A 12,709-nucleotide genomic window follows, 5' to 3' on the forward strand; every position below is an offset into this window, starting at 1 on the left:
AATCACATTTTTACAAATCTTAAAAATAAAAACATACTATTGTCACAGAAATGACAAAGGATTTCAATATTTTTTAGTAAAAAATATGCTGTTTATCTTTCTCTAGATAGATTAGAAAAATACTAAAGGTTTTTAAAATCATTAAAAAAGCAAAACTTTTTTAATCCATAATTTCCTGATTTAAAAATTAAAGTTGTCAGGGTAATACTACGCGCAAAAAGCAAAAATATCATGAAGGTCTTGCAAATATTGAGATATTCACAACGAATACAAGTCTTAAAAATATCGAAAGCATTATGAGTTATTCCCCTTACCTGCTCAAAGGTCAAAAAGCACTTGTGACGGGTGCTAGTTCTGGTATTGGTCAAGCGATCGCTCGCTATTTAGCTTTATCGGGTGCAGCAGTAGTCGTCAATTATCGTTCGGAAGCTGAATCAGCCCAAAAACTTGTTGATGACATCAAAGCAGCTAATGGTGAAGCATTTGCTATTCAAGCTGATGTTAGCAAAGAAGACGAAATAAAGGCGATGTTTAGCCAAACAATCGAGCGATTCGGCACTATTGACATTTTGATAAACAATGCAGGTCTTCAAAAAGATTCACCGTTTGTAGATATGACCCTCGATCAATGGAATAGAGTTATTGAGGTGAATCTGACAGGACAATTCTTATGTGCTAGGGAAGCTGCAAAGGAATTCTTACGCCGAGGTATACAGCCCGATATTTCATCTGCCGCAGGTAAGATTATTTGTATAAGTTCAGTACATCAGGTAATTCCTTGGGCGGGTCATGTTAATTATGCTGCGAGTAAGGGCGGTATAAATATGATGATGCAAAGTATTGCTCAAGAACTTGCACCCCATAAAATTCGCGTTAATAGTATTGCGCCTGGTGCAATCAAAACCCCCATTAATAAATCAGCTTGGGATACTCCAGAAGCAGAAGCAAAGTTATTAAAACTGATTCCAGCAAAACGTGTGGGTGATGTAGAAGATATCGCTAAAGCAGCGGTTTGGTTAGCTTCGGATGACTCAGATTATGTCTATGGTACAACTCTATTTGTAGACGGTGGTATGACCTTGTATCCAGGTTTTGCAGACAATGGTTAATTGATAATGCCTACAAAAGTTAGTGTTAACCCTGGTTTGATCGCAATCAAGGAATTAAATTTGGCTGTAGGAGATGTTTTGGCACAAGGTCAAACCAACCCAATGGTGAATTAGAAGTTTCTGCATAATTATTATTAACTCTCATGGCATCTGATTCATCTCATAAAACTATATTTGCAGCGATGGGCGCTAACTTAGCGATCGCTATTACTAAATTTATCGCCGCCTCCATTACTGGCAGTTCCGCCATGATATCTGAAGGGATTCATTCGGTGGTAGATACTGGCGATCAACTAGTACTTTTGCTGGGAATTCGCAGAAGCCAAAAGCCAGCAGACGATCGCCATCCCTTTGGTTACGGTCTAGAACTTTATTTCTGGACTTTTATCGTTGCTATCCTCATCTTTGCCCTTGGCGGCGGGATGTCAATTTATGAAGGAATCACTCATTTAATTCATCCCAGCCCTTTAGAAAACCCAATGTGGAATTATATTGTATTAGGTATTGCAATATTATTGGAGGGGTTTTCTTGGACTGTAGCTTTAAAAGAGTTTTTGCCGACTAAGGGTAAACAAAATTTCTGGCAAGCAATCAAAAACAGTAAAGACCCCACAGTATTTACAGTATTATTTGAGGATTCTGCGGCAATTTTAGGCTTATTCGTAGCCTTAATCGGAATCTTCTTCGGACATTTATTTAATAATGTTTATTTGGATGGCATTGCTTCGATTATTATTGGCATTATCTTAGCTATAGTAGCAGTGGTATTAGCAAGAGAAAGCAAAGGATTATTAGTTGGTGAAAGTGCCGATCCTCAAACTATAGCCAATATCCGGTCTTTATCCAAAACAGAACCAGGAGTGCAAGAAGTTATCCGGGTGCTAACAATGCAGCTTGCTCCCAAAGAAGTATTACTGAACTTAGAAATCCAATTTTCTAAAAATCTTACAGGTGAGGAAATAGCTTTAACTGTAGAAAATTTAGAAGTAAAAATTCGCCAAAAGCATCCTGAAATCAAACAAATTTTTATTGAAGCAAAATCCTTAACTGCCGCTCGGAAATTTTCGCCAACTTCTCAATAAATTTTTAATCGCACAAATATTAAACACAGCATTTTCTCAATGTACTCAAAGCTTATCGGCACAACAATGCAGTATGGTAAAGATTATTGATCGAGCAAAAGCTTTTGGCTCACCAGGTATTGAGCCTCGATGGACTCATGCTAATAAAGATGGAGTAGGAACAGCTTACTCTACCTCTAGTAACATTTGGTTTACTCTTTGGAACGGTATTGTCACTGAAATCTACCATCCCACAGTAGACAAACCTCAAATTCGGGATTTGCAGTATCTAATTTCTGATGGGAAAAGCTTTTTCCACGAAGAGAAACGCCATCTCGAATCCAAAGTGGAACCGATGTGGACTCATGGTTTAGGATACCGCATTACTAATTCCGATCCCCAAGGACGTTATGCCGTAATCAAAGAAGTGATTGCCGACCCACATTTCCCCTGCATTTTACAGCACACCACATTAACAGGAAAAAGCGATTTTATTTCCCAACTCCATTTATATGCTTTGTGTGCGCCGCATCTGGATGTTGAAGGTATGGGTAATAATGGTTACGCTGTAGAGGCTGCTGGACATCGTATTTTGATAGCCGAGAAACAAGGAACATGGCTAGCGCTGGGTGCAACAGTTCCCTTTACTCGCCTTTCTTGTGGTTACGTTGGTGAAAGTGATGGCTGGACAGATTTAGCTGATAATTTCCAGATGGATTGGGAGTTTGATAATGCTGTAGATGGCAATCTGGCTTTGACTGGAAAACTCAATTTAGATAGTACTAAAGAGTTTACTTTAGGACTGGCGTTTGGTACAAACTTGCATAATGCAATTTCTACACTATTTCAGTCGCTCAATATTCCTTTTGAACAGCAGAAGCAGCAATACAACGAACAGTGGAAGCGATCGCGCCGCAATATCCGACCGCTAGAATATGTTTCATGCAATGATGGAAAGTTATATCACAACAGCATTAGTTTGTTGTTAGCACATGAAGATAAAATTTATCCCGGTGCGTTGATTGCATCCCTGGCTATCCCTTGGGGTGAAGCCAAAAACGACCAAGACCAAGGAGGATATCACCTTGTCTGGACGCGGGATATGGTCAGTAGTGTAACAGGTTTGGTGGCTGCTGGCGAAACAGAAACGGCAGTGCGATCGCTAATTTATCTTGCAACCAGTCAGCAAGAAGATGGCGGTTTTGCCCAAAATTTCTGGGTTGATGGTAAACCTTACTGGCAAGGTATTCAACTAGATGAGGTGGCATTTCCGATTCTTCTAGCATGGCTATTGCACCAGCAGAAGACTTGTTTAAAATTCGATATTTATCCGATGGTTTTGCGGGCGGCGGGTTATTTAATTCGTAACGGCCCGGTTACTCAACAAGAACGCTGGGAAGAAAATAGCGGTTATTCACCATCAACACTAGCATCCAATATTGCCGCCTTAATCTGTGCTGCTCAATTTGTTCGTCAACGTGGAGATGAAGCAACAGCAAAGTTTATCGAAGAATACGCAGATTTTTTAGAATCTCACATTGAAGCTTGGACAGTAACTACTGAAGGAACTTTGGTTCCTGGGATCAAGCGGCATTATATCCGAATTACTCCTTCAGATATTAATAATCCTCAAGCCGACGACAATCCTAACCAAGGAACTCTTTTCATCAGCAGTCAGCCACCTGGTGAACCAGCAGAATTTCCCGCCAAGGAAATTGTCGATGGCGGATTTCTCCAATTAGTACGTTATGGAATTCGCAAACCAGACGATCCGATTATTGTTGATTCTGTCAAAGTAATTGATGCAGTTTTAAAAGTAGATACACCCGTTGGGCCTTGTTGGCATCGTTACAACCACGACGGTTACGGCCAGCAAGAAGACGGAAGTCCTTATATTGGTTCGGGTAAGGGACGCGCTTGGCCTCTCTTGACAGGAGAACGAGGACATTATGAACTAGCTGTTGGTGGGGATGTCAAAACATATATTAAGGCGATGGAAGGATTTGCTTCAGATACTTGTTTGCTACCAGAACAGGTTTGGGATGAAGCAGATATCCCTGATATCTATATGTTTTTAGGAAAACCAACAGGTTCAGCGATGCCTTTAATGTGGGCACACGCAGAGTATATCAAGCTGCTACGGTCAACTGATGACGGACAGGTGTTTGATTTTATTCCAGAAGTGGCAAATCGTTATCTAGGCGAAAGAAAGCAGTGTAAATCATTGGAAATTTGGAAGTTTAACCGACAAATCAGCCAAGTAAAAAAAGGTCAGACATTGCGAATTGACGCTTTAGCATCTTTTCAATTGCACTGGTCAGATGATGATTGGCAAACTACACAAGATATGCTTTCTACTTCTACAAAGTTAGGAGTGAATTTTGTAGATATTTCTATTTCTGATAATCAGCAACAATCAATTAACTTTACCTTTTTCTGGATTGAAAGCAGCAAATGGGAAGGACACAATTATACGGTTAAAATTTCGTAATTCCTAATTTCTAATTCGCCTTTCAATACATTTCGGATCGAAAAGAGCCATTATTATGCAGAATAACTCATCATCCAAACCAACAATTGAATACTGGCACGTCTGGACTGACAACGACGGTATAAGTCATCAATCCCGTTGTCAAATTGAAGACTTTATCGAAAAAGGCATAGCCCCGGATACCTCACCGCAGTGGCTTTCTAATTTGAAGCAGTCCGGTGCTACAATCAGCTTTACTGTGCTACCTGTGGGATGGGTTGGTAACTGGCATGAAAACCCAAAACCCCAGTGGATTATACCTTTGTCGGGACGCTGGTTTGTGGAGACTATGGACGGTCAGCGAGTCGAGATGGGAGAAGGCGAAATTTCCTTTGGAGAAGATCGGGGTACGAAAACAGACGCGCAAGGTCATAAAGGTCACTTATCTGGAACAGTAGGCGATGCGCCAGCTGTTTTAATAATGGTGCAATTTGAAGAGACTCCGACTGTAAACCAATCTTGTCGATTTAGGTAAATAAGTTAGTATAGTGGCTTCACTCACTGCCCAAAACTTGCTCCTCACCCAGAGGAAATCTAGTTCCCTCACGCCACTTGCTTCAAGCCGGGAAACCCGTCCAACGCAGTGGCTCCCCTTTATAAGGGGAGGGTTAGGGTGGGGTAAAGCCTATCCTTAATTACGAATTACGAATTATTTAACCCCTTCGATTTCCGAAACTCCTGGACAACATCTTTAACATCACGTAATTCCCCTTCAACTAAATAGTTTAATTGCCGCATTTCATCTGCTGAAATCTTTCCAGCTAGTTGTGCGATCGCTGTTCTTAATTGTGGATATTTTTTTAAGGTTTCTTGTCGGACAATTGGTACAGTTTCGTAAGGTGGAAAATAATGTTTATCATCCTTGAGTACAAATAAACCCAAGCGAGAAATTTGCCCATCAGTGGAATTTCCTGCCACCATATCCACTTGTTTTTGAATCAAAGCACGATATATTAAACCCAAGTCCATAATTTGGGGTGGTTTAGCAAAACGTAAATCGTAAGTTTTAGCTAATCCTGGAAAACCATCTTCTCTTTCTAAAAACTCGTAACCGAAACCGCCACGCCACTGTGGTGTATATTGAGTAGCTTGGGAGAGAGTTTGAATATTGTTGAGTTTAGCATCTTCAGCCCGAATAATCATCGCAAAAGTATTTTCAAAACCCAAGCTAGGCATCACTTCCAGATTGAATTGCTGGGCGTATATTTGTTTGATTATTTCGTAAACTTCTTTGGAGCTATTAACTGGTTTTTGCTTTAAAATTGCAGTCAAAGCTGTGCCTGTATACTCAATATAAGCATCAATTATGCCAGCCTTAATAGCGTTATGACAAACAAATGAACCACCTAAACGGGGACGACGAGCTACTTTTAACTTAGTTGTTGCCTCGATTTGCTGCGCTAACAATTCACCTAAAATATCTTGTTCGGTAAAATCTTTGGAAGCAACAACTATATTAGCATCGTTATTACTATTGATATTTGCCGTGCAGCCAGCGATTACCAGTAACAAAGCAAAAGTTAAAAAGCACAATGCCAAAAATCTTTTCATTACTTAACTTTTAATTTTTAATTTATTCTCCATCAAACCAATTGCGAAGTCAGCTAGTAATGCAATTGCCGCCGCCGGAACTGCACCAGCTAAAATTAACTGATTATTCACTACTGATATGCCGCGAAAAATAAATACTCCTAAACCACCTGCACCAATAGCCGCTGCAATAGTTGCAATACCAATGGCAATAACTGTTGCGACTCGCACTCCTGCTAAAATGACTCCCAGTGCTAAAGGAATCTCAACTTGCAACAATAATTGTCTATCCGTCATTCCCATGCCTCTCCCAGCTTCTCGAATCGCTGGATCTACGCCAGTAATACCTGTGTAAGTGTTACGAATTATCGGCAGCAAGGAATATACAGTCAGGGCAACAATTGCTGGTACTGCACCAATGCCGCCAATTATGGGAACAGGAATGAGTAAACCAAATAGTGCCAAACTGGGAATAGTTTGGAAAATATTTGCTATGCCGAGAATTGGTTGACGAAGAAAGGTTTTACGTGTAATTAAAATACCTAATGGAATGCCTACAATGATGGCAATTCCAATGGCGATGCCTACTAAAAATAGGTGTTCTAGAGTATGCTGAAGAATTTCTGGGGCATACTTAACCAGGAAGAAATTTTTCATAAAGTATCTTGCAGGGAACGCAGACATTGCAGAAAGGCGAGGCTTTCTGGGTGTTGCGATCGCATAAATTCATCTTTCGTCCCCAATACTATCAATTCTCCGCCATACATTAAACCAATTCTCGATGCCAACACAAAGGCTTCTTGAATATCATGGGTGACGAAAACAACTGTTTTACCTAACTCTTGCTGCAAATGCCGAAACTCTTGTTGCAGTTCGAGGCGCGTAATCGGATCGAGTGCGCCAAAGGGTTCATCCATCAACAACACTGGCGGATCTGCTGCTAAAGACCTGGCTACACCGACTCTTTGCCTTTGTCCTCCCGAAAGTTCGTGCGGGTAACGTGTGGCGAATTGTGCTGGTTCTAAGCCTACCAATTGCAACAGTTCATAAACTCGCATTTTAATTTGTTTTGGTTGCCACCCTTCTAAAGATGGGACTAAACCAACATTGCGTTCGACAGTGAAATGGGGAAATAAACCAATTTCTTGAATAACGTAACCAATTTTTCGCCGCAGTTTAATTTCATCCCATTGAGTTGTGGGAATGCCATCAAATAAAACTTCGCCTTGTGTAGGTGTAAATAGGCGATTAATTAACTTCATTGTCGTGGTTTTGCCGCTACCACTGCGCCCAAGTAATACCAGTGCTTCTCCTTGGCGAATAGTGAAATTGAGATTTGACACCAATGGGCGATGATTGCGGCTAAAAGTGACATCGCGGAATTCGATGGCGGTTTGACTATTTTGCGGCATGAGTGACTTTTGGGGGACGCTAGCTATTGTATTATGTGCTGATTTTGCTAGCGTGCTAACGCCCATTTGCTTTTCCTAAAATTAGTCTGAGTGGTTATTTTCTCCAAAGTAGGGATTACCTAAAGCTTTCGGGGGTGTAGATTTTCCCAGCTTACCGACTAATGCCCATAAGTAAGGAAAAAATCACTTTCTCGTTTTTGATAAGCTAAAACACATATTTATTGCATAGTGAAGGAGTGAGGTTTTTTGACTGCTGACAGTTAACGGTCAAGAGTTAACACTCAACAGCCAACACGACCATATATGATTTAAAAAGTGTGGAACAGCTTAAATAATGTTTAAACAGTGTTGCGATCGCAGAAGTTGAGCTTCTAGTTGTTTCTGTTGCGTAATTTCGGTGTTCGCGCTCAAAATAGATTTTGGTTGACATGATTCACGCAATATGTTAATAATAATAGTTTGTGGAAACTTTACTTCTTAATTTAAGCTCTTGGCTAACGTCATTGTCATAGGTGCCCAATGGGGCGATGAAGGAAAAGGTAAAATAACTGACTTACTCAGCCGTTCCGCAGATGTTGTGGTGCGTTACCAAGGGGGTGTCAATGCTGGACACACGATTGTAGTTAAAGGTCAGACCTTTAAACTGCATTTGATTCCCTCTGGGATTTTGTATCCAAATACCGATTGCATTATCGGCTGTGGAACAGTGATCGATCCACAGATTTTGATCGCAGAACTCGACCAATTAAAAGAGTTAAATATTTCCACTGACCACCTGCTGATATCTGAAACAGCCCACGTAACCATGCCTTATCATCGATTGATTGACCAGGCATCTGAAGAACGACGGGGAAGCCATAAGATCGGCACAACAGGTCGGGGCATTGGGCCGACTTATGCTGACAAATCTGAACGTACAGGGATTCGGGTTTTAGACTTGATGGACCCGGATGGGCTACGCGAGCAGCTGGAGTGGACGATTAATTATAAAAACGTCATTTTAGAAAAGCTTTACAACTTGCCGCCTCTAGATCCACAAGAGGTAATTGAGCAGTATTTGGGGTATGCAGAACGCTTGCGACCTCACGTTGTTGATACATCGTTGAAAATATCCGATGCAATTTGGCGACGACGCAATATTTTGTTTGAAGGCGCACAAGGTACGCTCCTAGACTTAGATCACGGAACTTATCCTTATGTCACCTCCTCTAACCCAGTGGCGGGTGGGGCTTGCGTTGGTACTGGGGTAGGGCCGACAATGATTGACCGGGTAATTGGGGTGTCAAAAGCCTATACAACCCGTGTCGGAGAAGGGCCATTTCCCACTGAATTAGATGGAGAGTTGGGAGAATTGTTGTGCGATCGCGGTGCCGAATTTGGCACAACCACCGGACGCAAACGGCGCTGTGGCTGGTTTGATGCCGTTATCGGTCGCTATGCCGTGCGGATTAACGGCATGGATTGTATGGCGCTTACCAAACTGGATGTGCTCGATGAATTAGAGGAGATCCAAGTTTGTGTCGCTTATGACATAGATGGCCAACGCAGCGAACACTTCCCCACCAGTTCTCGTCAATTTGCTAGATGTCGCCCCATCTACAAAACCTTACCGGGGTGGAAAGTGTCAACAACTCACTGCCGCACCCTAGAAGACTTACCACAAGCAGCATTGGATTATCTTAAATTCTTAGCCGAATTGATGGAAGTTCCGATCGCGATCGTCTCATTAGGAGCCAGCCGCGATCAAACCATAATCGTAGAAGACCCGATCCACGGGCCCAAACGCGCTTTATTGCACCCCGACGGTACACCTGCTACCCTACTTAGTGCGTAAATTTAGTCATTAGTCATTTGTCATTGGTCATTAGCAAATGACAAATGACAAAGGACAAAGGACAACTGACAACTGACAAAGGACAACTTTTATGGCTATTACAGTCGAATCTCAAAAACGTCCAGAAGGTAGCAAGCCAAAAGCTTTGCGCCGTGCTGGATTGATACCTGCCAATTTGTATGGTCATAAGGGTACAGAATCCATTTCTTTGACCATTGAAGCCAAAACTGTTGAGCGTTTGCTCAAAAGAGCTTCCGTTAACAACACTTTGATTGAGTTGAATATTGCTGATGCACCTTGGCGCGGTAAAACCTTGCTGCGGGAACTTCAGATCCATCCCGCCAAAGGTACGCCTTACCACCTCAGCTTTTTCGCGGTTGCTGGCCACGGTGACACCACTGTAGAAGTACCGCTGCGTTATGTGGGAACTGCTGTTGGTGTTAAACAAGAAGGTGGTTTTTTAGACACTGTTATCACTGAATTGCAAGTCAGCTGTGCGCCAGAAAACATCCCAGAAATAATTGAAATTGATGTCTCTAACCTGCAAATCGGAGACAGCTTGCGTGTTCACGAGCTAGTCTTGCCTCAAGGCGTCACAGTTCTTGGCGATACGGAGCGAGTTGTAGTTAGCGTCTCGCAGCCGCAAATCAGCGCTGCTGCTGAGGATGAAGCTGAGGCAGGGAGTGAAACAACCTCTGAAGCTACGTAAGTGTGTAATAATTTTTGATGATAGCCAGGGGGAAACTCCTGGTTTTTTTGTATTTGAACCTGCATAAAGAGATGATATCATCTCCGCTAAATTACCCTTAATTCCCTCGGAACCCCACCCCGCCAACGCTACGCTTTGTCTCCCCTCCCCGCTTGCGGGGCTACGGTGTACACACAAGTCTGAAATAGCTGAAAAACCCAAGGTTTTACCCCACCCTAACCCTCCCCTTGTAAAGGGGAGGGAACTAGATTCTCCTGTTTCCCCCCTTTACAAGGGGGGATTAAGGGGGGTAATGTGACTTGTGTGTACACCGTAGGGGGAACCGGAATCAAAGTCCCCCAATTTATCGGGGGATTTAGGGGGATCTAGAACGTTTTGTTACCGAGAAGAAAACTTTTCAAACATCCTCTAACGCACTTAATTACGAATTACTTTAACGTGCATCACCAATCAAGACAAATGGCGACCAATAATAAGGATGGTCTTTAATTAGCTTCAACTTAGCTTGTTGCAAAGCTTCTCCTTTGGTCATACCTTGCTTGAGGTTTTGATAAAATTGAATCATCAATTGCTGAGTAGCTCGATCGTCAACCGCCCATAAACTTGCCATCACAGCTTTAGCACCAGCACGCTCAAATATATAAGCAACTCCTGCAAGTCCTGTGCTAGCATCATTCAAATTAGTGTCTACAGCAGTTTGACAGGCACTAAGAGTAATCAGTTGTGTGCCTTGTAGCCCTAAAAGAGCAGCATTGGCAATGTCTAAGGGTTTGTCAGCAAATAGTAACGTATTATTTTTTAACTTGATTTTTTTGCAATCTTCGGTTTTGAAACAGCCATGAGTTGCTAAATGCAAAAAGTCAAAGCGCAATGCTTGGGATCTAAACTTTTCTAGGGTAGCTTCATTGTGGATATAAACTTCACTGTCTGGCAGTATTTCCTTAATACTTCTGACTTCTGCCTCTGCACCTGGGAGATTTTGTGGGTCACTGGGTACTGGATTACCAAATGCTAAAACAGCTTGTAGTTTGGGGGGTACGGCATTTTGCACGCCTGGAGATTTTAGGGAATTATTGGAAATGCGAGTGAGATAGTTGACAGGATATTTCTCGATTAGAAATTGGTTGGTTTTACTGTCGGAAAGAGTTTCAAAAGGTAGATGGCGCAGTTGACCAGTAGCGATAATACTTAGTTCTTTGGGGGATAAAGCTTTAATTTTGTCTTCTATAGGACGAATAAGAATATCATAAAGTTTGCCGCCAGTTTCACGGTAGTTAGAATTACTTTCATCTTGTACTTCTTTCAAGTATTGGGTGAGAAGTTTATTAAATTCAGTGGGGTCAATAGATTTTTTTATAACGCTCAACTCGCCTTTTGTGAAAATAAAAATTGCGACATGATTAGGCATATCTCTGACATTAGTCAGTAAGACAGGTTGAACTACAACCGTTCCTGCGGGTATAGATGATGTAAGATTTTTAATATCTGCGGGTGTAGTTTCAAATAGTTCTGCCACTTCAGGAAACCGGCGAGAGATATTTTCGGCTTGTGAGTAAACTTGTGCTTCTAATTGCCGAATTTGTTCGGGGAGACTTTGGGAGAGATCGCTTTGCAGTTGTTGCCGCAAGGATTTCAATTGTTGATTTTTTTTACTCCAGTCATCAAGAGCTTTCTGTGCTTCTGGGTTGGCAACTTTGGCATTAATCAGGCGAGTATAATCAGCAAGGTCGGCTGTAGTGAATAGATTAACCCATTCAAAGGCTTGAGCGTATTTTTTTTGATTAATCAGGACATCGACTAAAGCAGTAGCAGTAGCACTTGCATTATTGTCCTGTAAAAACTTTTGGCGATTTTCTCGTTGCAAACCCCGGCGCATTTCTAAGCTGATTTGGAGAGATTGCTCTAAATTGGTAATAGCTTCAGTTGGTCGATTTGTACTTTGGAAAAGTACACCAATATTACTCAAGGTAATAGCTTCACCTGCGCGATCGCCCACAGCACGCCTAAGGGGCAGAGCTTGGTTGTAGAAATCGAGTGCTTTTTGCTTTTCTCCTAAATCGTCGTAGACTGCACCGATGTTATTGAGTGTAGTCGCAACACCAGAGCGATCGCCCACAGCCCGATATAGGGGCAGAGCTTGATTGTAAAAATCGAGTGCTTTTTGCTTTTCTCCTAAACCGTCGTAGACTAGACCGATGTTATTGAGTGTAGTCGCAACACCAGAGCGAGCGCCCACAGCCCGATATAGGGGCAGAGCTTGATTGTAAAAATCGAGTGCTTTTTGCTTTTCTCCTAAACCGTCGTAGACTAGACCGATGTTATTGAGTGTAGTCGCAACACCAGAGCGAGCGCCCACAGCCCGATATAGGGGCAGAGCTTGATTGTAAAAATCGAGTGCTTTTTGCTTTTCTCCTAAACCGTCGTAGACTAGACCGATGTTATTGAGTGTAGTCGCAACACCAGAGCGAGCGCCCACAGCCCGATATAGGGGCAGAGCTTGATTGTAAAAATCGAGTGCTTTTTG

Annotated in this window: 11 protein-coding genes; 6 read left to right on the forward strand and 5 right to left on the reverse strand. The window is 42.1% G+C overall.

Annotated features, from left to right (window positions below):
- Window positions 1-296: 296 nt before the first annotated feature.
- The 4 genes from RM049_RS19150 (at window position 297) to RM049_RS19165 (ending at window position 5,175) form a co-directional block, all read left to right on the forward strand.
- The gene (locus RM049_RS19150) at window positions 297-1,109 is read left to right on the forward strand and encodes an SDR family oxidoreductase (protein WP_322686217.1); all 813 of its coding nucleotides are present in this window, start codon (window positions 297-299) and stop codon (window positions 1,107-1,109) included.
- Between the two features lie 143 nt (window positions 1,110-1,252).
- On the forward strand, window positions 1,253-2,191 hold the full coding sequence (locus RM049_RS19155; protein WP_322705278.1) for a cation diffusion facilitator family transporter: 939 nt from the start codon (window positions 1,253-1,255) through the stop codon (window positions 2,189-2,191).
- 73 nt (window positions 2,192-2,264) lie between these two features.
- Window positions 2,265-4,661, forward strand: a complete 2,397-nt coding sequence (locus RM049_RS19160; RefSeq protein WP_322705279.1) for a glycoside hydrolase family 15 protein — start codon at window positions 2,265-2,267, stop codon at window positions 4,659-4,661.
- Between the two features lie 55 nt (window positions 4,662-4,716).
- A complete protein-coding gene (locus RM049_RS19165; RefSeq protein ID WP_322699279.1) occupies window positions 4,717-5,175 on the forward strand; it encodes a cupin domain-containing protein in 459 nt (152 codons plus the stop codon).
- 167 nt (window positions 5,176-5,342) lie between these two features.
- Here the strand turns inward: RM049_RS19165 and RM049_RS19170 are convergent, their stop codons facing one another.
- The 4 genes from RM049_RS19170 to RM049_RS19185 form a co-directional block, all read right to left on the reverse strand.
- On the reverse strand, window positions 5,343-6,251 hold the full coding sequence (locus tag RM049_RS19170; protein ID WP_322705280.1) for a glycine betaine ABC transporter substrate-binding protein: 909 nt from the start codon (window positions 6,249-6,251) through the stop codon (window positions 5,343-5,345).
- 3 nt (window positions 6,252-6,254) lie between these two features.
- Window positions 6,255-6,887, reverse strand: a complete 633-nt coding sequence (locus RM049_RS19175; RefSeq protein WP_322671588.1) for an ABC transporter permease — start codon at window positions 6,885-6,887, stop codon at window positions 6,255-6,257.
- Window positions 6,884-7,642 (reverse strand): ATP-binding cassette domain-containing protein, encoded by a 759-nt coding sequence (locus RM049_RS19180; protein WP_322671704.1) that lies wholly within the window; start codon window positions 7,640-7,642, stop codon window positions 6,884-6,886. The genes RM049_RS19175 and RM049_RS19180 overlap by 4 nt, the downstream gene beginning before the upstream one ends.
- Window positions 7,643-7,916: 274 nt before the next feature.
- Window positions 7,917-8,072: a hypothetical protein gene (locus RM049_RS19185; protein WP_322688668.1), complete on the reverse strand. Its 156-nt coding sequence runs from the start codon at window positions 8,070-8,072 to the stop codon at window positions 7,917-7,919.
- Window positions 8,073-8,132: 60 nt separating this feature from the next.
- Here RM049_RS19185 and RM049_RS19190 point away from each other — a divergent pair, with 60 nt between their 5' ends.
- The gene (locus RM049_RS19190; protein WP_322671587.1) at window positions 8,133-9,476 is read left to right on the forward strand and encodes an adenylosuccinate synthase; all 1,344 of its coding nucleotides are present in this window, start codon (window positions 8,133-8,135) and stop codon (window positions 9,474-9,476) included.
- Window positions 9,477-9,567: 91 nt separating this feature from the next.
- A complete protein-coding gene (locus tag RM049_RS19195; protein WP_322686221.1) occupies window positions 9,568-10,185 on the forward strand; it encodes a 50S ribosomal protein L25/general stress protein Ctc in 618 nt (205 codons plus the stop codon).
- Window positions 10,186-10,618: 433 nt separating this feature from the next.
- Here the strand turns inward: RM049_RS19195 and RM049_RS19200 are convergent.
- On the reverse strand, window positions 10,619-12,709 hold a 2,091-nt coding region (locus RM049_RS19200; protein WP_322705281.1), incomplete at its 5' end, for a CHAT domain-containing tetratricopeptide repeat protein.

The sequence above is a fragment of the Nostoc sp. DedQUE04 genome (assembly GCF_034530995.1).
Classification (GTDB): domain Bacteria; phylum Cyanobacteriota; class Cyanobacteriia; order Cyanobacteriales; family Nostocaceae; genus Nostoc.